This window comes from Escherichia sp. SCLE84, assembly GCF_012584495.1.
GTDB lineage: Bacteria > Pseudomonadota > Gammaproteobacteria > Enterobacterales > Enterobacteriaceae > ECMA0423.
This window is the reverse complement of record NZ_CP051430.1, coordinates 4,413,994-4,438,154: the sequence shown is the minus strand read 5'-3', so window position 1 is coordinate 4,438,154 and position 24,161 is coordinate 4,413,994. Positions and strand designations below refer to the sequence as shown.

The 24,161-nt window shown below is 46.4% G+C and carries 22 protein-coding genes, 1 other RNA gene and 1 pseudogene; 15 read left to right on the top strand and 9 right to left on the bottom strand.

Features of this window, described 5'->3' with window-relative positions; genetic code table 11:
• The first annotated feature begins 122 nt into the window (after positions 1 to 122).
• The 3 genes from nadK (at position 123) to bamE (ending at position 3,238) form a co-directional block, all read left to right on the top strand.
• Complete coding sequence (gene nadK, locus HGD79_RS21530) at positions 123 to 1,001, top strand: NAD(+) kinase (RefSeq protein WP_001059169.1); 879 nt, start codon at positions 123 to 125, stop codon at positions 999 to 1,001.
• Positions 1,002 to 1,086: 85 nt separating this feature from the next.
• The gene (gene recN, locus HGD79_RS21525) at positions 1,087 to 2,748 is read left to right on the top strand and encodes a DNA repair protein RecN (protein WP_000880910.1); all 1,662 of its coding nucleotides are present in this window, start codon (positions 1,087 to 1,089) and stop codon (positions 2,746 to 2,748) included.
• A 148-nt stretch (positions 2,749 to 2,896) separates the two neighbouring features.
• A complete protein-coding gene (bamE, locus tag HGD79_RS21520; RefSeq protein WP_001203437.1) occupies positions 2,897 to 3,238 on the top strand; it encodes an outer membrane protein assembly factor BamE in 342 nt (113 codons plus the stop codon).
• A 61-nt stretch (positions 3,239 to 3,299) separates the two neighbouring features.
• On the opposite strand, the gene HGD79_RS21515 is transcribed toward bamE, so the two are convergent.
• Positions 3,300 to 3,590: an RnfH family protein gene (locus tag HGD79_RS21515; RefSeq protein WP_001117838.1), complete on the bottom strand. Its 291-nt coding sequence runs from the start codon at positions 3,588 to 3,590 to the stop codon at positions 3,300 to 3,302.
• Positions 3,580 to 4,017, bottom strand: coding sequence for a type II toxin-antitoxin system toxin RatA (gene ratA, locus HGD79_RS21510; RefSeq protein ID WP_001341638.1), 438 nt, complete (start codon positions 4,015 to 4,017; stop codon positions 3,580 to 3,582). The genes HGD79_RS21515 and ratA overlap by 11 nt, the downstream gene beginning before the upstream one ends.
• Positions 4,018 to 4,187: 170 nt before the next feature.
• Between ratA and smpB the strand changes: the two genes are divergently transcribed.
• The 3 genes from smpB to HGD79_RS21495 all read left to right on the top strand — a co-directional run bounded on the left by smpB (position 4,188) and on the right by HGD79_RS21495 (position 6,628).
• Positions 4,188 to 4,670: an SsrA-binding protein SmpB gene (smpB, locus tag HGD79_RS21505; RefSeq protein ID WP_000162574.1), complete on the top strand. Its 483-nt coding sequence runs from the start codon at positions 4,188 to 4,190 to the stop codon at positions 4,668 to 4,670.
• A gap of 214 nt (positions 4,671 to 4,884) precedes the next feature.
• Positions 4,885 to 5,247, top strand: a transfer-messenger RNA (tmRNA) gene (gene ssrA / locus HGD79_RS21500).
• 184 nt (positions 5,248 to 5,431) lie between these two features.
• The gene (locus HGD79_RS21495; protein ID WP_000124719.1) at positions 5,432 to 6,628 is read left to right on the top strand and encodes an integrase domain-containing protein; all 1,197 of its coding nucleotides are present in this window, start codon (positions 5,432 to 5,434) and stop codon (positions 6,626 to 6,628) included.
• On the opposite strand, the gene HGD79_RS21490 is transcribed toward HGD79_RS21495, so the two are convergent.
• The 4 genes from HGD79_RS21490 to HGD79_RS21475 form a co-directional block, all read right to left on the bottom strand.
• Entirely contained in the window at positions 6,625 to 8,328 is a 1,704-nt protein-coding gene (locus HGD79_RS21490) for a hypothetical protein (protein WP_088551761.1), read from the bottom strand. The two genes, HGD79_RS21495 and HGD79_RS21490, sit on opposite strands and share 4 nt — an antisense overlap.
• Positions 8,329 to 8,807: 479 nt before the next feature.
• Positions 8,808 to 9,380 (bottom strand): phage polarity suppression protein, encoded by a 573-nt coding sequence (locus tag HGD79_RS21485; protein WP_053901924.1) that lies wholly within the window; start codon positions 9,378 to 9,380, stop codon positions 8,808 to 8,810.
• 73 nt (positions 9,381 to 9,453) lie between these two features.
• Complete coding sequence (locus HGD79_RS21480; RefSeq protein WP_000638635.1) at positions 9,454 to 9,954, bottom strand: ogr/Delta-like zinc finger family protein; 501 nt, start codon at positions 9,952 to 9,954, stop codon at positions 9,454 to 9,456.
• Positions 9,951 to 10,685: a hypothetical protein gene (locus HGD79_RS21475; protein ID WP_001283017.1), complete on the bottom strand. Its 735-nt coding sequence runs from the start codon at positions 10,683 to 10,685 to the stop codon at positions 9,951 to 9,953. The genes HGD79_RS21480 and HGD79_RS21475 overlap by 4 nt, the downstream gene beginning before the upstream one ends.
• Before the next feature lie 551 nt (positions 10,686 to 11,236).
• Between HGD79_RS21475 and HGD79_RS21470 the strand changes: the two genes are divergently transcribed.
• The 8 genes from HGD79_RS21470 to HGD79_RS21435 all read left to right on the top strand — a co-directional run bounded on the left by HGD79_RS21470 (position 11,237) and on the right by HGD79_RS21435 (position 17,949).
• Positions 11,237 to 11,503, top strand: a complete 267-nt coding sequence (locus HGD79_RS21470) for an AlpA family transcriptional regulator (RefSeq protein WP_001149160.1) — start codon at positions 11,237 to 11,239, stop codon at positions 11,501 to 11,503.
• A complete protein-coding gene (locus HGD79_RS21465) occupies positions 11,500 to 12,054 on the top strand; it encodes a host cell division inhibitor Icd-like protein (RefSeq protein WP_044686936.1) in 555 nt (184 codons plus the stop codon). Before HGD79_RS21470 ends, HGD79_RS21465 begins: the two co-directional genes overlap by 4 nt.
• Entirely contained in the window at positions 12,047 to 12,334 is a 288-nt protein-coding gene (locus HGD79_RS21460) for a Derepression protein (RefSeq protein ID WP_168848499.1), read from the top strand. Before HGD79_RS21465 ends, HGD79_RS21460 begins: the two co-directional genes overlap by 8 nt.
• On the top strand, positions 12,327 to 12,782 hold the full coding sequence (locus HGD79_RS21455; protein WP_052907993.1) for a hypothetical protein: 456 nt from the start codon (positions 12,327 to 12,329) through the stop codon (positions 12,780 to 12,782). The genes HGD79_RS21460 and HGD79_RS21455 overlap by 8 nt, the downstream gene beginning before the upstream one ends.
• Positions 12,783 to 12,917: 135 nt before the next feature.
• Positions 12,918 to 13,238: a DUF5375 domain-containing protein gene (locus HGD79_RS21450; protein WP_000856729.1), complete on the top strand. Its 321-nt coding sequence runs from the start codon at positions 12,918 to 12,920 to the stop codon at positions 13,236 to 13,238.
• A 14-nt stretch (positions 13,239 to 13,252) separates the two neighbouring features.
• A complete protein-coding gene (locus tag HGD79_RS21445) occupies positions 13,253 to 15,586 on the top strand; it encodes a primase-helicase zinc-binding domain-containing protein (protein WP_168848498.1) in 2,334 nt (777 codons plus the stop codon).
• A gap of 678 nt (positions 15,587 to 16,264) precedes the next feature.
• On the top strand, positions 16,265 to 17,494 hold the full coding sequence (locus HGD79_RS21440; protein ID WP_001341819.1) for an integrase domain-containing protein: 1,230 nt from the start codon (positions 16,265 to 16,267) through the stop codon (positions 17,492 to 17,494).
• Between the two features lie 38 nt (positions 17,495 to 17,532).
• Entirely contained in the window at positions 17,533 to 17,949 is a 417-nt protein-coding gene (locus HGD79_RS21435) for a hypothetical protein (protein WP_000448925.1), read from the top strand.
• A 71-nt stretch (positions 17,950 to 18,020) separates the two neighbouring features.
• Here HGD79_RS21435 and HGD79_RS21430 read toward each other — a convergent pair whose 3' ends face one another.
• The 3 genes from HGD79_RS21430 to HGD79_RS21420 form a co-directional block, all read right to left on the bottom strand.
• The gene (locus tag HGD79_RS21430; protein WP_000214990.1) at positions 18,021 to 19,769 is read right to left on the bottom strand and encodes a response regulator receiver domain; all 1,749 of its coding nucleotides are present in this window, start codon (positions 19,767 to 19,769) and stop codon (positions 18,021 to 18,023) included.
• Between the two features lies 1 nt (position 19,770).
• Positions 19,771 to 21,489, bottom strand: a complete 1,719-nt coding sequence (locus tag HGD79_RS21425) for an ATP-binding protein (protein WP_168848497.1) — start codon at positions 21,487 to 21,489, stop codon at positions 19,771 to 19,773.
• Between the two features lie 151 nt (positions 21,490 to 21,640).
• Positions 21,641 to 22,803 (bottom strand): IS3-like element IS3 family transposase gene (locus HGD79_RS21420; RefSeq protein WP_085948468.1). Its coding sequence is split into 2 segments (ribosomal slippage): positions 21,641 to 22,542 and positions 22,542 to 22,803, totalling 1,164 coding nucleotides; the frame shifts between segments, so codons are not numbered across the junction.
• Between the two features lie 66 nt (positions 22,804 to 22,869).
• Here HGD79_RS21420 and HGD79_RS21415 point away from each other — a divergent pair.
• Positions 22,870 to 23,976: pseudogene (locus HGD79_RS21415) on the top strand (alpha amylase C-terminal domain-containing protein); the annotation flags it as partial.
• Positions 23,977 to 24,161 lie beyond the last annotated feature (185 nt).

Here is a 24,161-nt window from a genome sequence, read left to right as displayed (position 1 = left end):
GAATTTCTCCGCGTTTTTTTCGCATTCATCTCGCTAACTTCGCTTATTATGGGGATCAGTTTCAGGGTTTCAAGGGAAGCACTCACATTGTCATCAATCTTCGCAACAAGGACCTCGGAAAAATGAATAATCATTTCAAGTGTATTGGCATTGTGGGACACCCACGGCACCCCACTGCACTGACAACACATGAAATGCTCTACCGCTGGCTGTGCACAAAAGGTTACGAGGTCATCGTTGAGCAACAAATCGCTCACGAACTGCAACTGAAGAATGTGAAAACTGGCACGCTCGCGGAGATTGGGCAACTAGCTGATCTCGCGGTAGTCGTTGGTGGCGACGGTAATATGCTGGGCGCGGCACGCACACTCGCCCGTTACGATATTAAAGTTATTGGAATCAACCGTGGCAACCTGGGTTTCCTGACTGACCTTGACCCCGATAACGCCCAGCAACAGTTAGCCGATGTGCTGGAAGGCCACTACATCAGCGAGAAACGTTTTTTGCTGGAAGCGCAAGTCTGTCAGCAAGATTGCCAGAAACGCATCAGCACCGCGATAAATGAAGTGGTGCTTCATCCAGGCAAAGTGGCGCATATGATTGAGTTCGAAGTGTATATCGACGAGATCTTTGCGTTTTCTCAGCGATCTGATGGACTAATTATTTCGACGCCAACAGGCTCCACCGCCTATTCCCTCTCTGCAGGCGGTCCTATTCTGACCCCCTCTCTGGATGCGATTACCCTGGTGCCCATGTTCCCGCATACGTTGTCAGCACGACCACTGGTCATAAACAGCAGCAGCACGATCCGTCTGCGTTTTTCGCATCGCCGTAACGACCTGGAAATCAGTTGCGACAGCCAGATAGCACTGCCGATTCAGGAAGGTGAAGATGTCCTGATTCGTCGCTGTGATTACCATCTGAATCTGATTCATCCGAAAGATTACAGTTATTTCAACACATTAAGCACCAAGCTCGGCTGGTCAAAAAAATTATTCTAATTTTACGCCAGCCTCTTTACTGTATATAAAACCAGTTTATACTGTACACAATAACAGCAATGGTTTTTCATACAGGAAAACGACTATGTTGGCACAACTGACCATCAGCAACTTTGCTATCGTTCGTGAGCTTGAGATTGATTTTCATAGCGGCATGACCGTAATAACTGGCGAGACCGGCGCGGGTAAATCTATTGCAATAGATGCCCTCGGTCTTTGTCTCGGTGGTCGCGCTGAAGCCGACATGGTGCGTACCGGCGCTGCTCGCGCTGACCTGTGCGCCCGTTTTTCTCTGAAAGATACGCCAGCGGCTCTGCGCTGGCTGGAAGAAAATCAGCTTGAAGACGGGCATGAATGTTTGCTTCGTCGAGTGATCAGCAGCGATGGTCGCTCCCGTGGTTTCATCAACGGTACAGCTGTTCCTCTGTCACAACTGCGCGAACTGGGTCAGTTGCTGATTCAGATCCATGGTCAGCACGCTCATCAATTACTCACCAAACCTGAGCACCAAAAATTCCTGCTTGATGGCTATGCCAATGAAACCTCTCTACTGCAGGAAATGACCGCACGTTATCAGTTGTGGCATCAAAGCTGCCGTGACCTCGCGCATCATCAACAGTTAAGTCAGGAACGCGCCGCCCGTGCGGAACTGCTGCAATACCAATTAAAAGAACTTAACGAATTTAATCCGCAGCCCGGAGAGTTTGAACAAATCGACGAAGAGTACAAACGTCTGGCGAACAGCGGTCAATTGCTGACCACCAGCCAGAATGCATTGGCATTAATGGCCGACGGTGAAGACGCAAACCTGCAAAGTCAGCTTTACACGGCTAAACAACTGGTGAGCGAATTGATTGGCATGGACAGCAAACTGTCCGGCGTACTTGATATGCTGGAAGAAGCTACCATCCAGATTGCTGAAGCCAGCGATGAACTGCGCCACTACTGCGATCGTCTGGATCTCGATCCCAACCGACTATTTGAACTTGAACAGCGCATCTCAAAACAGATTTCGCTGGCACGTAAACATCACGTCAGCCCTGAGGCATTGCCACAGTATTACCAGTCGCTACTGGAAGAACAGCAGCAACTGGACGATCAGGCCGACTCACAAGAAACGCTTGCGCTGGCGGTAACGAAACATCATCAGCAGGCACTGGAAATCGCGCGCGCATTACACCAACAACGCCAGCAATATGCAGAAGAACTTGCACAGCTGATCACCGACAGTATGCATGCGCTCTCAATGCCGCATGGGCAGTTTACGATCGATGTTAAATTTGACGAGCATCACCTGGGCGCTGACGGTGCCGATCGTATTGAGTTTCGGGTAACCACCAACCCAGGTCAGCCAATGCAGCCTATTGCCAAAGTCGCATCCGGTGGTGAATTGTCCCGCATCGCACTGGCAATCCAGGTCATCACGGCGCGTAAAATGGAAACCCCGGCACTGATTTTTGATGAAGTGGATGTAGGTATTAGCGGTCCAACAGCGGCAGTTGTCGGCAAACTGCTGCGTCAACTCGGCGAATCAACTCAGGTGATGTGTGTTACCCACCTGCCACAAGTCGCGGGATGTGGTCATCAACACTATTTTGTCAGCAAAGAAACCGATGGTGCGATGACAGAAACGCATATGCAATCCCTGAATAAAAAAGCGCGGTTACAAGAGCTGGCGCGCCTGCTTGGTGGCAGTGAAGTCACACGTAATACACTGGCGAATGCGAAAGAACTGCTTGCAGCGTAAACTTTTTTCCTGCTTCACGGTCAGAGTAAACAGCAAAACGCCGTAAGACCGGAAAGCAAAAGGTTTTAAAGTGATGAAAGGTCTATTATCATCGGCATATTACAGATGAGCCACGTACTGCTCGGGCCCGAAAAGGAATCAAATCACTATGCGCTGTAAAACGCTGACTGCTGCAGCAGCAGTACTATTGATGTTGACCGCAGGCTGTTCCACTCTGGAGCGAGTGGTTTACCGTCCTGACATCAACCAGGGGAACTATCTGACCGCTAACGACGTATCCAAAATACGTGTTGGCATGACGCAACAACAAGTTGCGTACGCATTGGGTACACCGCTGATGTCCGATCCATTTGGTACGAATACCTGGTTCTATGTCTTCCGCCAGCAACCAGGTCATGAAGGTGTAACGCAGCAAACGCTGACGCTGACCTTTAACAGTAGCGGTGTGTTGACCAATATTGATAACAAACCTGCGCTGAGTGGTAACTAATAATAAAGTTGCTCTCAAAGACGTTAAAAAAGGTGCTCAATGAGCACCTTTTTTCTGTCTGTTATTTATTCGCTGATTTTTCTGCTCGTTGCCTGCGAAGCTCTTTCGGATCGGCAATGAGAGGGCGATAAATCTCCACCCGATCGCCATCATGCACACTATCGCTTAGTTTTGCCGGACGGCTGTAAATGCCGACTTTGTTTTTAGTTAAATCGATATCGGTACGCAATTCCAGCAAGCCACTGGCGCGAATAGCTTCTTCAACCGTCGCGCCCTCCTGCAGCGTCACGCGCTGCAGGTACTGCTTCTCAGGTAGCGCATAAGCCACCTCAACGGCAATTTTACCTGGCACTGTAAACCTCTTTCGCACGAACCGTAAAAGCCTGGACCATATTAGACGCCAGCTCTTTAAACACGCGACCAAAGGCGAGTTCAATCAACTTATTGGTAAACTCAAAGTCGAGATGAAACTCGATACGACACGCCTCCTGGCTCAGCGGCGTAAACTTCCATCCACCAATCAATTTCTTGAACGGCCCATCCACCAGATTCATAAGAATACTTTGGTTACTGGTCAACTGGTTGCGGGTAGTAAACGTTTTGCTGATCCCAGCCTTAGAGACATCTACCGCCGCAGTCATCTGCCCAGGAGTGGACTCCAGAATCCGACTTCCGGTACAACCCGGCAAAAACTGAGGATAAGACTGAACGTCATTCACTAACTGATACATTTGCTCCGCGCTGTAGGGTACCAGTGCGGTCCGGCTAATCTGAGGCATAACAATTTCCATCAACAAAAATCCAACAAATAATATCATTTATCCTGCTGTAAAAAAAACGCTATCCCGGCGCTGGGTAACATCGGGTTCATGCTAAGATAGAGCCTTGTCCCCCGCAGGATTGATATGGGGTGTTTTCGATTTCAGATTACCGATGATTCACGACGCTTATGACGAAGAAAAAAGCACATAAACCTGGTTCAGCGACCATCGCGCTTAACAAGCGCGCCCGTCACGAATACTTTATCGAAGAAGAGTTCGAAGCGGGACTTGCCCTGCAAGGCTGGGAGGTTAAATCCCTGCGCGCAGGAAAAGCCAATATCAGCGACAGCTACGTCCTTCTGCGTGACGGAGAGGCATTTCTGTTTGGCGCTAACATCACGCCAATGGCCGTGGCCTCCACGCATGTGGTGTGCGATCCTACCCGTACCCGCAAGTTACTTCTCAACCAGCGCGAACTGGACTCATTGTACGGTCGCGTCAATCGAGAAGGCTATACCGTAGTGGCGCTCTCCCTGTACTGGAAAAATGCCTGGTGCAAAGTGAAAATCGGCGTCGCCAAAGGTAAAAAACAGCACGATAAACGTTCAGATATCAAAGAACGCGAATGGCAGGTGGATAAAGCACGTATCATGAAAAACGCCCACCGTTAAACCTGCACTCCAATTATTGACCAGTTCCTCACCGCGCCTCCCTCTCCGGCGGCGCGAATGAACATCTTATTGGCTATCACATCCGACACAAATGTTGCCATCCCATTGCTTAATCGAATAAAAATCAGGCTACATGGGTGCTAAATCTTTAACGATAACGCCATTGAGGCTGGTCATGGCGCTCATAAATCTGGTATACTTACCTTTACACATTGGGGCTGATTCTGGATTCGACGGGATTTGCGAAACCCAAGGTGCATGCCGAGGGGCGGTTGGCCTCGTAAAAAGCCGCAAAAAATAGTCGCAAACGACGAAAACTACGCTTTAGCAGCTTAATAACCTGCTTAGAGCCCTCTCTCCCTAGCCTCCGCTCTTAGGACGGGGATCAAGAGAGGTCAAACCCAAAAGAGATCGCGTGGAAGCCCTGCCTGGGGTTGAAGCGTTAAAACTTAATCAGGCTAGTTTGTTAGTGGCGTGTCCGTCCGCAGCTGGCAAGCGAATGTAAAGACTGACTAAGCATGTAGTACCGAGGATGTAGGAATTTCGGACGCGGGTTCAACTCCCGCCAGCTCCACCACTTGCTCTTCCGGATACGTCCGGAGAAATCCTGAAAGCCCGCATAGCACAAGCTCTGCGGGCTTTTTTGTGTCTACCGTTGTCCGAGGATATCCAGCTAAATCCAGTGATTATTGGTATACGTTTAGGTATACGGTAGGATGTATACCTAAACGCGTATACCAATTCATGAAGGAGCGGCCAAATTGGCAAGAACGACACGCCCCCTGACCAACACAGAAGTACTGCGCGCTAAAGCGTTAGAAAAGGATCTAACGTTGCATGATGGCGATGGTCTTTTTCTACTCGTTAAAACGAACGGTAAGAAGTTATGGCGTTTCCGTTATCAACGTCCGGCAACAAAGCAACGGACAATGATGGGGCTAGGAGCCTTCCCAGCCCTTTCACTTGCTGACGCCCGACGCTTAAGAGCGGATTACCTTTCCTTGTTAGCCAACGGAATTGACCCGCAAATTCAAGCTGAAATTGCAGAGGAACAGCAGCAAATCGCACAGGACAGTATTTTCTCGACGGTCGCCGCTAATTGGTTTCAGCTCAAAAGCAAAAGTGTTACCCCTGATTATGCAAAAGATATTTGGCGCTCATTGGAAAAAGATGTATTCCCCGCCGTTGGTGAGATGCCCGTTCAGCAGATCAAAGCTAGAACATTGGTCGAAGCACTTGAGCCAGTCAAAGCTCGTGGGGCATTAGAGACTGTACGTCGTCTGGTGCAACGCATTAACGAAATAATGATTTATGCGGTTAACACTGGCTTGATTGATGCAAACCCAGCATCAGGTGTTGGCATGGCCTTCGAAAAGCCAAAAAAACAAAACATGCCGACGCTTCGACCTGAAGAATTACCAAAGCTGATGCGTTCTTTAGTCATGTCAAATCTGTCTATCCCGACTCGCTGTCTAATTGAATGGCAACTCCTGACTCTTGTGCGCCCTTCTGAAGCCTCCAGTACTCGGTGGGAAGAAATCGATCTTCATGCAAAGCTCTGGACGATTCCTGCCGAACGGATGAAGGCTAAACGGGAACACATAATTCCTCTATCATCTCAGGCATTAGAGATTCTTAATGTGATGAAGCCTATTAGTGCTCATCGTGAATATGTTTTTCCGAGTCGGAATGACCCAAAGAAACCAATGAACAGTCAGACTGCAAATGCAGCTTTAAAACGTATTGGTTTTGGCGGAAAATTAGTTGCCCATGGATTACGTTCAATAGCAAGTACAGCCATGAATGAAGCTGGATTAAATCCTGATGTTATCGAGTCTGCCTTAGCCCACAGTGATAAAAATGAAGTTAGAAAAGCATACAATCGTTCTACTTATCTCGTGCAGCGAATTGAATTGATGGATTGGTGGGGAGAATACGTTAAAAATAAAAGGGGTTAGCCCCCCTTTTTTCTATACAATCTCAAGCACTCGTCCAATTCAATAAGTTGTGAATTACTTAATCGTTCTTTTATATAATAAAATACATCTTTTACTGAAGCAATTTCTCTCATCGCTCTATTGCCCATTAAAACATAGTCTTGATACATTCCAATTCTGAAGAATGAATTTGCTGCGCAAGCCAACATAATTACTTCGGTCATTGCAGGGAGATTTAAACGATTTGGCTTAAATTTATTTTTATCATATTCGTTAAAACAAGACAAAAAGTTTCTCAATGTTTTTATATCAGCAATACCATTTGAAACATTAGTAAATGATTTATATAAATATGGAGAGCATGAATACCAATATATATCACAAACAAGTATAGAACTTCGCTTGTTCGCAAACTCAAGCCATTCACCCTTATTTCCATTATGCATTAAGTTATATAAGAAATAAAAATACAACAACCCATTTTTATATTCTTTTTTGGATTGGTCATAGATTATCTCAATTTTGTCCATGATAGACTGCAAATCAGTGACTTCGCCTAAATTTAACATATTTAGGTATTCACTAAACCACTTCGCTATACTTTTAGCTGTAAATCCGTCTGCATTCCAGAGCCAATATTGTGCAGATATCTCTGCAACCATTACACCCGATGTTTCCATCACCCAATTAACATACTCTCTTTTTTGACTGTAGTTTTTACGGCAAAAATTTATTATCACATGGCGAAGAAGTCGAAGCAATCCAGAGTAACTGAAGTGAGGTTCGCCAAAAAGAACCAGACAATCACCAACAGGATTGTAGGCTTTCGAGATCATTGCATCAAGTGGCTTAAGCTCATGGACAAAAGAAGACCTGATTTTGTATAAATTATCTAAAGCTCTACTAAGGAAGCTATAGCGGATTGGATATCTCTCTGTTTCATTGAAATAATTTTCTTCAAGATTTTTCAGTATAAAATCTTTGAACCTTTTTTGTAATCTGAATTGTTTGCCTTCAATAAGTATTGATTTAATTTTACAAACATCCTCACCAGGCATATGCTCAAATACAGACTCTAATTCACCTCTGGTTTTTTGATCGTAGTCATCCCAATCAGACTTATAGTTATCATTTCTTTGAGACAAAGACTCCAAGGCATAGACTAACATGGAATAAGTCAGGTCAAAGTTGGTTGACAATGATTCTTTTGAATCACTAATTATTTTTAACGCTGCCATTAAAGATTTAAAGGCAGATCTATTTAGATTCACTACATCTTTAATAAAAGCAGAAAACCCAGAGACATCATCAAATGAAACTCTTCGGTTAATCTCCACTAAATATGGGGCAACTTCAAGCGCAATTTTTGAGTGATGTTTATTAAAATTTGATAATGCACATATTTTTTTAACCGACTCTTTTTCTACTCTAGCCACACAATCAAAATAGAATTCCCATAATAAAATAAATTGTTGCCTATAATCCTCATCACCAGCCCTAACTACGACTCCAGCTTCAATTCGTTCTGGTTTTTCGGTCAGGAGAGTATAGTTTACCACATAACAGTTTATACCATCATGACTTATTTTATTTGCTTTAAAAAGAGGGGAGGTGTTTTCCACCGAGAAAGACACATCAACATTTGAATAAAAAACAAATGTGCCATCGTGTTTTTCTATTTTATCTAAATCAAAGAACACTCCAGCTGATATCTGAAACATACTCATTCCTTAAACTCAATTGGATCAATCTATCTATATTAACGGATATATTAACAGAACAAAATAATCCTATGCAGTAGCCTAGCTACTCAAACAATTTCATTACGTTTGTAAGCAATACTCTCCCCACTACACCGTCGAAAGGCGGCTATTTACCACTCCCCTCAGAAGCCATCAGCGGCACACTTACCAACATTACCGCGCGACGTCAGGCACCTCCCCTATCCCCCCCCAGCCCCTTCCCGACGGTGCTCGGGCGCAAAAAACATTAGTAACGAGCACCAACCGGGCGCGCAGTGCTTTCCCCGCCTCGCCCGCCCGCTTTGCGGGGCGGTTTTAATGCAGTTGCACTGACACGCTCAGACCGCGCCGGGAATGGCGCGGTCTGCAGAAAATGAGGCAGGGAAACGCATGCAAAGCCATGCACCTTATCGATGCATGGCTTTTTTCAGTAAAAACGGGCGGATTTTCGGGGAATTTTACACAGACTGACGTGATGCCAGTTGCGCACTTTTACGCGAAAAAATCATGTTCTGCGCAGGGGTGAATTTTTCACGGCTGTCATCCACCGAAGCCGCGTCAGGTCTGAATCCAATGGCCGTTAAAATGTCGCTATCCTGTGCGGAATAATTAATTTTTTCACCCTTCGCAAGCCAGGACAGGAGGGCTTCACGCAGGGCATCTGTGGCACGCTGTATGGCACAGTTTCGGGCAATGGCCGTCAGCTCACTGTAGCCCATCAGCTCCGGTGCCAGTGCGGCCGCCAGTACTGTGCCGTGCTGCTGCATAAAATCATTCAGCCGGTCGCGGATGCTGATGTGCTGAACGGCTTCATGCGAACGAATATAACGACCGGCGGCCTGATTCACCTGCCATTTTCTGACTTCGATAATATTGCGTAATTCGTCCAGGCGACTGACGTTTCTGCCTTCTCCTGACAGAAGCCGCAGATATTCCTGTTCGGCCGCAGCCAGCTCATTTTTGCGTTGCAGCCATGCTGCTTTGTTATTCTGACAGGTGTCAAAGGCCTGCTGTAAGGCTGTGCTTTCCATCGTTATATCTTTCTCATCATGCTGAAGAATAAAAATACGGTGTGCGGCGACGGCCGGTGTTAACCGGCAGCCCTCATTCCAGACGCAGCGAATATGATTGTGTTTTTAAGCGTACTGGCGGCAGTTCCTGTTTTTCATGCAGGCTTTCTGCCAGTTCGTCCGGCGTGACCGGGCGGACAATGAAGCGGTTGATGGTCTGAAGCGTTTTAAACACCAGACCACAGCCCGGATCCGTGCACACATAAAAACGCTCGGTGACTTCCTGAGACAGACGCCGCGATGTTCTTGACAGTGCAAGGCCTTTACATCTCCGACAACAATATCCGGTAACAAGCATTCTTTTCGGGCGTTTCATGCTACCGGAGGCTGACGTCAGTGAATCGCGGTATCTCTGTTTGCCTGAAATGTATTCCATTCCTGAATCTTTACTGTCAGAGAAAAAGCTTTCACTCGCTTCAAATGTCGCAGAGCAATAAATATTCCGGCACTGTGCAATCATTATCTTGGTGCCATCGTCCATGAAATGTGCGCGGCGGGTGTGAGCAACATGTCCACACGACGGGCAGTAAATCATGACAGCAGTCCTCTGGCCTTAAGCACTGCTCCCTGCTGGTCTATTTTGTCCTGCCACACCTTGCGCTGTGCCGGTGTGCCTGCCACCTCATAATCCATGTGCGGGAGTGTTGCCGCTGACAGTCCGGTCAGCCGGAGAACCGGCTCGCCGGTGAGGCTGATTTGCATCTGTTTTATTTTCTGTTCCAGCGATGATTTCACCTGCTGCATGACAGCTTTATCGGGTGCGACGTAGCCCTGATGCCCGGTGGTGTTGGCGAGCGGATTTTCCTGTACCAGAATGCTCAGATGCATTGCCCGGACAAGCGCCTCACAGGTTTCATTCAGGGCGTGTTCCAGCTCATGCTCTGCATACAGACTCAGCAGGTGATGATGTGCCTTCCGGTAGGCGGTGGCCGTGCTGTCACACGCCCCTTTCAGGCGTTCACGTTCGAAATTCAGCACCACGGCCAGATTGTCATATTCCTGTACCAGCTCCCGGCGTGCCACGCGCTCAATGTGGCGCTGTTTCAGCTCGTCGCTCAGGACACCACCGGCTGCACGAAAGGCCGTGCGCCAGTCGTCAGCGTCGTTTCCGTCGGCCTGCGCCAGCGCATTTTTTTCCTGCTCTGCCCGTTCAATGGCCGTGACGGTCTCATCCATCAGGCGGGCGTTCTCAAGGTGGGCGGCTCTGGCCTTTTCCAGTTGTGCCAGCGCGGGTTGCAGATATTCAGGGATGGTGTTGTCAGACATTTTCCGGCTCCTCGTCACTTCAGGTTAAGAAAATTGTGACGTACACCGGACAACAACACGACGCATTGCAGATGTGCCAGCCCTGACACAGGAGACTCATCCTCAGACCGGCAAGCCAGGAAAAGGTCGCAGGAAAAACCGGCTTACTGTTTGTTTTTTTATATTTTACTGTTCACCTCTGTTCACCATAAGAAAAAAGATAAGTAATACAGTAATTTAAAAGGTGAACAATCGCAGTAATGACTGTTCACCGTCTGTTCACCACTGTTCACCCGTTGATGGGCTTTTTGTGCTGTTTATTACTTTTTATTTTTATTAATTCACTGAAATAAATAAGAAAAAACAATTTGTATTTCACTATAATTTTTTCCAGCTCCTTCCAGAGCGTTTTAAAGCTATCTGGCGCTGATGTACAAAAAATACACAGCCATTGTAAGACTGCCGGAACAAATCCCCCCTGTTGCGTCTGCTGAAAATATTCACAAAATAAAGCGCTACCCGAAGCCGGACGGACTTATCCGGTGCTGTATGGACATTAACGAGGTAGCCCGATGCAAGCTGTTTTTTCTTCCCCGTCTCCCGCCCCTGTGACGCCACTGATGCCGCTGCCGGACATCACGCAGGAGCGTTTTTTACGTCTGCCGGAAGTGATGCACCTGTGCGGCCTGTCACGCTCGACCATCTACGAACTCATCCGTAAGGGGGAATTTCCGCCGCAGGTGAGTCTTGGCGGTAAAAATGTGGCCTGGCTGCACTCTGAAGTCACCGCATGGATGGCCGGGCGCATTGCCGGACGCAAACGGGGGTACGACGCATGATGATGCCTGTTCTGCAAAAACTCCCTTTTTCTGGCTTGCCTTTTTCCGGCATTTGCGGATATAGTTTTTCCGCTGCCGCAAAATCGGCAGCCGGGCGTAGGAACCCGAGTTACTTCAAGGCGACATATGACGCGCCATGCGTCTTTTTTTACGTCGTTGCTTCGGCACACCTGTTTTTCTGGCTGTGGTTTTTAAACCGTAGCCTCTGTCAGATAATGGTGGTCCGGGCGGGGCAGCCTTCGGGCTGGCCGGTTTCCTTGAAGGCCGGTATTCCTACCCCCGTCCGGGCTACCACCCATGAGCGTAGGAACTCCAGTGGTAGCTGTAACTGTTACTTCAAGGAGGCTGCCATCATGGCTACAACCCTTACCCCCTCACACCCTGAATTTGTCTTTGTGTTTGCGGCTGTCCGTCGCGCAGACCGTCATCCCCGTATCTGCATGCTTCGCACCGTCGCCGGTGATGAACGCAGTGCCCGCCGTTCCCTTGTCCGTGACTATGTGCTCTCCCTTGCTGCCCGTCTGCCGGTGATGGAGGTGTCCCGTGCGTAATAAAAAAGCCCCTCAGACCGTCTCAGCGCGTCATGACTCCCGTGAACACCTCAGCATTGAGGCTTACCATAAGCTCAACCGCGCCAGCGCCGTATCCCAGTTTGTTGGGGGTGATTTGATTCACCGTGAACTCTCCGGCCTGCATCAGCTCTACATTCCGCATATTTTCAGCTACCTGAATGAAGATATTGATTTTGTGCTGAATGAGCTGAAAGCCAAAGGCCTGTGCCGCGATTTTCTCGCCCAGCAGAAAGACCGGGGAGACAAGACGCATGTTTGATTTTCCCCAGCCCGGTGAGATTTACCGTTCTGCCGGTTTTCCCGATGTGGCCGTGGTTGGCATTCTGGAAGACGGTATTCCGTGGGAAATGCCGTACCGCTGCCCGGACATTGTCTGGAACCCGTACCGCCGTAAATTCAGTATCCTTGTGCGTATCCTCGCTGACGGGCGCACCACAGATATCCCGCTGGGGCGTTTTCTGCGGAAATTTACCTGTGACCGTCCTGACCTGTTCAGACGCAGCCCCGTAAACCGGCATGCGGTACTGAAAGAAATGGCCGGAGACCCGGAATTACAGAAATGGCGGGAGAAATATCTGGATATTTACCCGCAGGACCCTGTTCCGGTCAGCCGGGCGGCACCGGTGGCGCGGGAATGGCGGGAAATTCCCCGCACGGAGCCTGACCCGGAAATCACCCCGGATAACAGTTACCGCAATTATCTGTAATTAAAAAACGACACCCGAAAAATTAAATGTGCGTATTCGCGCAGGGATACGCACGTCTTCAGGAGACGCAGATATGCCTTATCAGTTAATGCAACCGGCACGGAATGCAGTCATCTGTCACAGGGAGGAAAACAAATGAAAACACCCTTACCGCCCGTCTTACGCGCTGCCCTTTACCGTCGCGCTGTCGCCTGTGCCTGGCTGACCGTGTGCGAACGTCAGCACCGCTACCCGCATCTCACCCTTGAATCACTGGAGGCGGCCATCGCCGCTGAGCTGGAGGGCTTTTATCTGCGCCAGCACGGTGAGGAAAAAGGGCGTCAGATAGCCTGTGCCCTGCTGGAAGATTTAATGGAATCCGGCCCCCTGAAGGCCGCGCCGTCGCTGTCCTTTCTCGGGCTGGTTGTGATGGATGAACTCTGTGCCCGTCACATAAAAGCGCCGGTACTGCACTGAAGGAGAACAACACCATGAAAATGAACGTAACCGCCACCGTCAGCCATGCGCTCGGCCACTGGCCGCGTATTCTCCCGGCGCTGGGGATTCAGGTGCTGAAGAACCGTCATCAGCCCTGTCCGGTCTGTGGCGGGAGTGACCGCTTCCGTTTTGATGACAGGGAGGGGCGCGGCACCTGGTACTGCAATCAGTGTGGTGCCGGTGACGGCCTGAAACTGGTTGAAAAGGTGTTTGGTGTCTCCCCGTCCGACGCGGCCGCAAAGGTGGCTGCCGTGACCGGCAGCCTGCCCCCGGCTGACCCGGCAGTGACGGCTGCCGCCGGTGCTGAAACAGACGCTGCCCGGAAGAACGCCGCCGCACTGGCACAAACCCTGATAGCGAAAACCCGTCCCGGAACCGGTAACGCCTACCTGACCCGCAAGGGCTTTCCCGGCCGGGAATGCCGGATGCTGACCGGCACACACAGAGCCGGTGGCGTGAGCTGGCGCGCCGGTGACCTTGTGGTGCCACTGTATGACGACAGCGGCGAACTGGTTAACCTTCAGTTAATCAGTGCTGACGGCCGTAAGCGCACCCTGAAAGGCGGACAGGTCAGGGGCACCTGTCACACCCTTGAAGGACAGAATCAGGCCGGAAAACGTCTGTGGATAGCGGAGGGATACGCGACCGCACTTACCGTACATCACCTGACCGGTGAAACGGTGATGGTGGCGCTTTCTTCCGTGAACCTCCTTTCTCTGGCCAGCCTTGCCCGGCAGAAGCATCCGGCCTGTCAGATTGTCCTTGCTGCTGACCGTGACCTCAGCGGTGACGGCCAGAAAAAAGCCGCCGCAGCCGCAGATGCGTGTGAAGGTGTTGTTGCCCTGCCACCGGTCTTCGGTGACTGGAATGATGCCTTCACGCAGTACGGCGGGGAGGCCACCCGTAAGGCCATTTACGATGCCATCCGGCCACCGGCTGAAAGCCCGTTCGACACCATGAGTGAAGCGGAGTTTTCCGCCATGAGTACCAGCGAAAAGGCCATGCGTATCTATGAGCATTACGGCGAGGCGCTCGCGGTCGATGCCAACGGCCAGCTTCTGTCCCGTTATGAAAATGGTGTCTGGAAGGTGCTGCCGCCACAGGACTTTGCCCGGGATGTGGCCGGGCTGTTTCAGCGTCTGCGTGCGCCGTTCTCCTCCGGGAAGGTGGCCTCCGTGGTGGACACCCTGAAGCTGATTATTCCGCAGCAGGAAGCCCCCTCCCGCCGCCTGATTGGCTTTCGTAACGGCGTGCTCGACACGCAGAACGGCACGTTCCACCCGCACAGTCCGTCACACTGGATGCGTACCCTGTGCGATGTGGATTTCACCCCGCCGGTGGAAGGGGAAACGCTGGAAACCCACGCTCCCGCGTTCTGGCGCTGGCTTGACCGTGCCGCCGGTGGTCGTGCGGAAAAACGCGACGTGATTCTGGCCGCACTGTTTATGGTGCTGGCAAACCGCTACGACTGGCAGCTCTTTCTGGAGGTGACCGGTCCCGGCGGCAGCGGCAAAAGTATCATGGCCGAAATCGCCACCCTGCTGGCCGGGGAGGATAACGTCACGTCGGCCACCATCGAGACGCTGGAATCCCCGCGTGAACGTGCCGCGTTAACTGGCTTCTCACTGATACGCCTGCCGGACCAGGAAAAATGGAGCGGCGACGGTGCCGGACTCAAGGCCATCACCGGCGGCGATGCGGTGTCCGTTGACCCGAAATACCGGGATGCGTACTCCACGCACATCCCGGCGGTGATTCTGGCCGTGAACAATAACCCGATGCGCTTCACCGACCGCAGCGGCGGCGTGTCACGCCGGCGGGTGATTATTCACTTCCCGGAACAGATAGCCCCGCAGGAGCGCGACCCGCAGCTTAAGGACAAAATCACCCGCGAGCTGGCGGTCATCGTGCGTCACCTGATGCAGAAGTTCAGCGACCCGATGCTCGCCCGGTCACTGCTTCAGTCCCAGCAGAACTCAGACGAGGCGCTGAACATCAAACGGGATGCCGACCCGACGTTTGATTTTATCGGCTATCTGGAAACCCTGCCGCAGACCAGCGGCATGTATATGGGGAACGCCAGTATCATCCCGCGTAATTACCGTAAATACCTCTATCACGCCTATCTGGCCTACATGGAGGCAAACGGCTACCGGAATGTACTCAGTCTGAAAATGTTCGGGCTGGGGCTGCCGGTGATGCTGAAGGAATACGGACTGAATTACGAGAAGCGCCATACCAAACAGGGGATACAGACCAACCTGACGCTGAAAGAGGAAAGCTACGGCGACTGGCTGCCAAAATGTGACGACCCTGCAACAACCTGACCCTCATGACTCATCTGACCGGCATCTGCCGGTCTTTTTTTATCCCTGAATTCCCCGAAGGTGAACAATCCACTGTTCACCCTTCACCGTGTATTCACCCGTTATCACACTGAAATTAAAAGAGAAAAATGAAAGGTGAACAGTGTGAACAATCAAATCAAAAAAAAACTTTTTTCTCCCTGTGTGATTTCAGTACGGGGGATTAATCACCGGTATGAGTCACACCGGCAGAATGCCGGAGGTGAAGAATCGAATGTTCACCCTTCACCCATTATTCACCACCTATCATGCTGAAATAAAAGGAGAAAACCAAATGGTGAACAGTGTGAACAGTTCTTCCGAAAAAAAATTTTTTCCTGTACGATATAGCATCAATCCAAGTAAAAATGCGCTTTCATTTCACATTAACTTACAGCCATTGGTATACGATTAGGTATACACACAAAAGCTGAATTAAACAAAATCATTAAAAAATCAAAGCAATACAATATTTATTCAAACTCCGCCAGACCACTTTTTAGTTGTTTGAAGTTCAATGAAGTCTACTAAGCCCACACAGCACAAGCTCTGCGGGCTTTTTTACGTCTATTGTCGTCCAGTGAGAATTGCTGAGAACTACGAGTTATGGCACCCTGAATGGGACCCACTAAGAAGGGTCCAAAAACCGAGGGTCCCAAAATGGCAAAAATCGCTAAGAAGCTCACTGACACTGAAATCAAAAGCACCAAGCCAGCCGATAAAGAAATCAACTTGTTTGACGGTGATGGTCTGATTCTACGAATCGCTCCTTTGGCGAAAGGAGGCAAGAAAAATTGGTATTTCAGGTATGCAGTACCAGTGAGCAAGAAAAGAACCAAAATGAGCCTTGGGACATATCCTCACCTTACCCTTGCAAGAGCCAGAGCCTTACGTGATGAATATCTCTCCTTTCTGGCAAATGGTGTTGATCCCCAAATCCATAACAACGATAAGGCGAAGGCATTAAAGAGTGCTACTGAGCACACTCTCCAAGCCGTAGCGCGGAAATGGTTAGATGAGAAGGTAAAGACATCAGGTATCTCACAAGACCATGCAGCAGACATCTGGCGCAGCTTAGAGAGAAATGTCTTTCCCGGTCTGGGTAATGTCCCTATCAATGAGATCCGACCTAAGCTCTTAAAACAACACCTTGATCCTATTGAGCAACGAGGCGTATTGGAAACTCTACGCCGTATCATTTCACGTCTGAATGAAATCTTCCGGTGGGCAGCTACTGAAGAACTTATTGAGTTCAACCCGGCTGACAACCTTGGTCAAAGATTCAGTAAACCAAAAAAGCAAAATATGCCTGCCCTTCCCCCAAGCGAATTGCCAAGGTTTATGGAATCTTTGACGAATGCGTCAATCCGGTTGGAAACACGTATGCTAATTGAATGGCAATTGTTGACATGGGTTCGTCCGGGTGAAGCCGTTCGCGCAAGGTGGTCTGATATTGATACAACCAACAGCATTTGGAACATTCCTGCTGATTTCATGAAAATGAAAAAGCTTCACAAAGTTCCTTTGAGTAAAGAAGCTTTGCGCATCCTTGAATTAATGAAATCAATAAGTGGGCATAGAGAATGGGTTTTCCCCAGCATAAAAGCGCCTCTTAATCATATGCATGAACAAACAGCCAACGCAGCTATCATCCGAATGGGGTTCGGAGGCGAGCTTGTAGCTCACGGTATGCGTTCTATTGCACGAACAGCGGCAGAGGAGTCTGGTAAATTCAGAGCTGAAGTTCTTGAGGCAGCGCTTGCCCACTCGAAAAAAGATGAAATTATCGCAGCATACAATCGTGCAGAATATCTGATAGAGCGACAGAGTTTGATGCAATGGTGGAGTGATTACGTTCAAGCTCAAAGATCAAATGCTCTGGTAGCCTAAGTATCAGAATAGCTAATATAATCCTGAAGGTAAAGAAAATGGAAACCCTATTCAAAGTTTTTGAAAAATTTAGTTCCAGACCACTTTTTTTTATTTTTTTCGGACTCTCACTTTGTGAATTTTTTCAGAAACAATCTGTTCTGATGAATCCATCAGCAGATAACATCGCGAAATTATTCGCAGCCATGATATTAGTTGTTTTTTTTACTTGGGGATTTGAATGGCTAATCTTCAAGTTCAATGTAAACCTTGAACCTCATGATCAAGGCGATATTGGACCAACAATTGGAACGGCTACTTTAGCTGTATACTTAGTTTATGCCTTTCACTTTCTCAGTGAAAATCCTGAAGCATTAAATTTAAAGTTATTAACTAACTCTGGCTTTATATACAGCACAACTCTATTATTATTCTCATTAGAATGCATGAAGCTTAGAAGACTTAAACAAAAATAAACAACATCATTGTGATGATAAATATAAAATAGGCATGGCGAAAAAAAATCACCACGCCTAAAATATAATAATTATGGTAGCATCATTGATACATAATCCACACCAATCCTTGAGCTATACTGAGACGCTATAGCCTGATATCTTTCTGCATAACCAGTTCTCAGTTGAGATTTAAGTTTGAGTCGGACAGGAACATTTTGCACGTTGCCATCCATATTACTTAAAAACACGGCAGAAATAATATTTTTTTCTTCGCCATCAACTGTTGTTCCATGATTCAACACCACCATATAATCAACAACAGGAAGCGTTTTATCCCCTTCGAAAATAGAGAGATATTTTCTTTGATTTTTATGCATTACATATATATATTTCGAATGTTCAGCAAATGGCAATGCTTTACTCTGACTGGCGTTAAAAAGCTCCAGAACTTTAATGAGCCTGTGCGGACTTAATCTTACATGGTGAGGGTCGTTACCCTGAGTAGGAACCAAATCACATGCCGCAGATACACATAAATACCATTTGTTCGACTCTGTATCAAAGAAAATAGTGCCAGTAGAAATATGACCATCTTCAAAATTCTTTGAAGACAAATTCATATTTAAAGCATGATACATTTCGTGATAAGTATCATTATTTGATGGCAGATCCATTTTTGAAGAGCAATATTGGAGCAATGCAGCAACTCCGCTGTTAGCGTATTCATTTGAATAGCTATCAAAAACACTTTTGATAAATTCATCCAGCGTATTATTATTTTTAAGTCTTTGATAAAGCTCTTCTGATAAATTACCAAATACAAAGTCAATATTTCTACATCTAATATCAGGCGAGTCTGATTTTAATATCTCATTTAACCACGCAGCTTGACCGTAATGATCGTTAGCCAAATGATTTACAAAAGATAAAGCCTCAGCTTCGATTGCATTCTGAATTTCAGATTTTATTAACTGATAATAAGATGGTTTCCATTCAATGAGAGAATCATTGAGAGTTTGCCAAATCCTATCTCCATCGTTTTCATGATCATCTTGAACCTTATGAAATAGGGAGACAAAGATATTACCACATTGAATCCATTTTACTCCGCTTTCATCACCCCGAATGACATTGCCAGATGTGTTGCTAGAAATAATTGCATTTCTAGACACAGCATATTCTGCAATCATTTTTGCAATGAAGTTTTTATCCTTTTGATCCTCCAACACAGCATCATCATGTATTAATCTTTTAATTCTTCTACAAGGCTTACTGTCTTTAATATAGGCTATTGTTTCATCTCTTGTGAGAGCTTTATTACCATTATCATTTAAGTTCGGTAATACAACGTCTTCCCAATAACTTTGGACATCTTCATTATCGTAGTCAATGATCAAGCTGTTGATATCCAGAGCACCTTTGAGAGTCGATGATATCTGCATCCAAACCGTTTCTAAATTCTCTCTAGTATATATTACAATCATATTTAAATGATCGGAGTCTTTCAAATCTTGTAATAGTTTAAGTGTTTTATCAGGTGCATTATTATCAAGATGATAATCTACAATAATAAGATCTGATTTTCTAATCCGATCCACATCGAAATTAACAGAACCATTGTCAACATCACAAATCATATTTTTAGATTGAAAAAAGCTCTCAAGAGTAGCGGCTCGTTTAGATGAGTCAATTTTGTTGTAGTCTAAATCAACTTCGTTATTCAACGCCCTGATTGATTCAGAATACGTCAGAAAATCGTCATCAATCATGACAACGGAACGAATTGCATTTTCGCAGAAAGTTTTCTGGACAAGAGAATTATAATTTGCCACTGTCATATTAGAACGCCACTCCATTGAACTGGATCACAAAATTAGCGCCATCTTTTATTAAATAGTTATCGCCTTCATCAGGTTCTGAATACCATATTTTATGATGTGCAACAGCAAGGTTTTCTCGACATAGATACAGACCTACCCCATGTCCATTTGCTCTTTTGCTATAAAATAGTTCAAATAGTCGCGGGATATCATCGGTATCAATTGCCGGACCAGAATTTGCTATGATAACCAAAGAATTCACAAAACCAATCTTTATGAGCCTATTATTTGACAGACTGACCCAATACATTGCATTGTTGATAATATTAGTAAAAACAGGATAGATCCTTGATGGTATATCTGTTATTGCGATTTGCTTAAACTCTTCACTAAATTCAATAGTTATTCGTTGCCGTTCGAAACGCTCCTCAAAGAACTTCAGGACATAATCCATGATATTTTTTCCAGTTATTCTCTGCCTGGATTGATAACCTGATATTTTCAAAGGTGATAAGAAACGTATTTGTTGAGTAAGCGATCTGTGAGCATTTAACGCCAATGAAAAACCAGGGTGTTCTTTTACAGAAGTAGGAAGAGAGTTTAGTCCTCTGGTTACCATAGAATCCATTTCTTCAAGTTCATGAGATATTATCTCAACACTAATACCTAACTGTGCAAGCGCGTTTAAACTTTTAGCTTTTTCTTCAAAATATGAGCGTTCTTCTTCAGATAATGAGAATGCTGAATCTAAGTTTATACCTTCAAATAATCTATCGAGACCTTTTATTATTGATTGATATTTGAAAGTTAGGGTATCAACTGACTCAACATATAAACTACCGAGCAAATTAAACACATTTTCAATTTGTGAATCATTATCTATTGAATCAACAACTGATATAGTTTTAGCATAATAATCACTTCGATCAACCTTTATTTCATCGGCCCATTTTTTTAAAAGAGAATGTATCTTCTCCTCTATCGTGTTATTAAACTTAGTTAGTTTAGAATTAATAATACCTTGATTTTTTTCAAGGTGATTTTTCGCTGACAATGAAGGCTCAAGTTTATTTAATTCAGAATCAAGTTTATTAATTGCTAACTTCATTTGTAGAATATACGCAGAGAACTCATTAAATTTATCTCTGTAGTCTCTATATTTCTCTTCATACATTCCAAGTTTTGGAGGTTTGATAGGCGTTTTAATTTCACTGCGCAACGCATCTAAGTTTGTAAGATCACTGTCTATAATTTTAAGATAGTTTAAATCTAACGAACCATCAGTTTTATCAAGCTTAGTTTTCAGCCTTTTAACAGCCTCCAAGGAAGCATCAAGAACTGGTGTCTGATTCTTCAAAGCTTCTGAAAAACTTTTTTGTGTTGATTTTCGAGCTTGTTGTTGAGCAGATTTTCTTAACTCTTTTTCACGCTTAACTTGTTCTAAAAGCTCTTTACGGTCATCAGAACGTGAACCAAAAAATCTATCAGCAAGTTCAGTTAACAAATTAGATATAATAGTTTTCAGTTCTCTTGCAGCCTGGTTTCTTATGAATCCCTCTCTCCCCGACTTATCTTTCAGCTCTTTATTACTGGATTGAGTAATTCCAATATAACCAAAAATCCTTCTATTAGACCAATAATATCGCCCTGCATTCCATGAACGTCTTTCTTCTATCTGGAAGAAATCATTATCTACTCGACCATAAGGTAATACTCTCAAGCTATCCCTAAAAATCATTAGTCCTGCATACTTTTTGGCCTTAAGATCAAAGTGGGAATGTTCACGTTCAGTATGTGATGTATTTTGTGAAAGGAATTCAAACGTTCCTATCTGAAGCTCAAATGGGCCGACCCCTGCGTGATCCTACCCACGTAATATGGACACAGGCCTAAGCGAGGTTCTTGTTTTCAAATTGTTCCGGACTGAGGCCGCCACACCAACTGTGCCGCCGCCACCGATTGTAATCACATTCGATATAATTAAACACCGTTGCCCGCATTATTTCCCGGCTGATAAAGTGTTCTCCATGGATACATTCCACTTTCAGCGAATGAAAGAAGCTTTCCACGCAGGCATTATCGTAGCAGCAACCTTTTGCGCTCATACTTCCACGCAGATTATGCCGCTTCAGTTGCGCCTGATAATCTGCTGAACAGTACTGGCCTCCACGGTCCGTGTGAACGATAACGTTCCGGGGCCTCTTACGCCGCCACAGCGCCATCTGCAGGGCATCGCAGGCCAGTTGCGCCGTCATGCGTGGCGACATTGACCAGCCAATAACGGCACGTGACCACAGGTCAATGACCACTGCCAGATACAGCCAGCCTTCATCTGTACGTAAGTACGTGATGTCTCCTGCCCACTTCTGGTTCGGGCCACTGGCGTAAAAATCCTGCTCCAACAGATTTTCTGACACAGGCAGACCGTGTGCGCGGTAGCAGACCGGGCTGAACTTCCGGGAGGCCTTTGCCCTCAGTCCCTGACGGCGCAGGCTTGCCGCCACGGTTTTTACGTTAAAGGGGTAACCCTGAGCACGCAGTTCATCCGTCAGGCGTGGGGCACCGTAACGCTGTTTTGACCGGGTAAAAGCCGCGAGGACAACGCTGTCGCAGTGTTGGCGGAACTGCTGACGCGTGCTTATCCTTGTCCGCCGCTGACACCACGTATACCAGCCGCTGCGGGCCACCCGGAGCACGCGGCACATTGCTTTGATGCTGAACTCAGCCTGATGTTTTTCAATAAAGACATACTTCATTTCAGGCGCTTCGCGAAGTATGTCGCGGCCTTTTGGAGGATAGCCAGCTCTTCATCCCGTTCTGCCAGCTGGCGTTTGAGACGTGCAATCTCGGTAGACATCTCCAGTTCACGTTCAGAAGACGTCTGCTGATTTTGCTGTTTACTGCGCCAGTTGTAGCGCTGTGATTCATACAGGCTGAGTTCACGGGCTGCGGCAGTAACACCGATGCGTTCAGCAAGCTTCAGGGCTTCACTGCGAAATTCAGGCGAATGCTGTTTACGGGGTTTTTTACTGGTTGATACTGTTTTTGTCATGTGAGTCACCTCTGACTGAGAGTTTACTCACTTAGCCGCGTGTCCACTATTGCTGGGTAAGATCAAGATAACATCTCTAAGGATGAATGGGAAAGCCTCCATGCATTAAAAGAAAAGCGTTTAAATGGAATGCCTAAAACAACACCCAAAAGTGACCAGGTTATTATGTTGCAAAATCAATACGTTCGTGAAATGCGAAAATATGGCGTACGAGGTTTACGTTATGATGCGGCAAAACACTCAAAACATGAACAAATAGAAAGATCAATAACCCCACCGCTTAAAAATTATAATGAGCGGTTACACAATACTAACTTATTTAACCCAAAATATCATAAAAAAGCCGTTATGAATTACATGGAATATCTGGTAACTTGTCAGTTGGATGAACAACAAATGTCATCACTGCTTTATGAAAGAGATGATTTAAGCGCCATTGATTTTTCATTGCTCATGAAAACGATAAAAGCCTTTTCATTTGGTGGAGATCTCCAAACCCTTGCATCAAAACCGGGTTCCACAATCTCAAGTATCCCATCAGAAAGACGGATATTGATTAACATTAACCACGATTTTCCTAACAATGGTAATCTTTTCAATGACTTTCTATTTAACCATCAACAAGATGAACAATTAGCAATGGCATATATGGCCGCTCTGCCGTTCAGCAGGCCTTTAGTTTACTGGGATGGCCAAGTATTAAAATCAACGACTGAAATTAAAAATTATGATGGGTCCACGCGTGTTGGCGGTGAGGCGTGGCTTAATAAAGGTTGCTCTACCTATCAGCAGCTCTACAATGAATTCCACGCATTATATATAGATAAAGCAGGAATATGGAGCGCATTTGAGGGTATATTTGCAACTAAAAACGTTCTGGCCTTTAGTCGTGGGGATTCTGTGAACATTAATCACTCTCCTCATGATGGACTAGTTATAATAAATAAAGGAAACGAAGAAGTTGAAGGTACCTGGCCTAACAAATTGCAACCTGGAATATATAAAAACATGGGGAGTAATAGCGTTAACATTATTATTAATAATACCCGAAAAATTATCCCCCCTGGTAAAGTATTTACGCTTAGAGGCGGATCTCTAAATATCAATATTCCTGGGCGTAGCGCTCTTCTTTTAGGGAAAACAGGAGAACCGCCGAACTATCTCTATTTATAATTTAATGTTATATCTGCCCCGATAAAACGGGGCAGATAATATGTTTAGTTTACTAACGGTCATTTTGCAGTGAAGCCATTTACTGTTTTTTATCGACCAGATAATCTGTTCTCTAATGTTAACTCCCCCTAACCTGTTGCTTTAGTTATTCATTTCCTGTCTCACTTTGCCTTAATACCCTACGT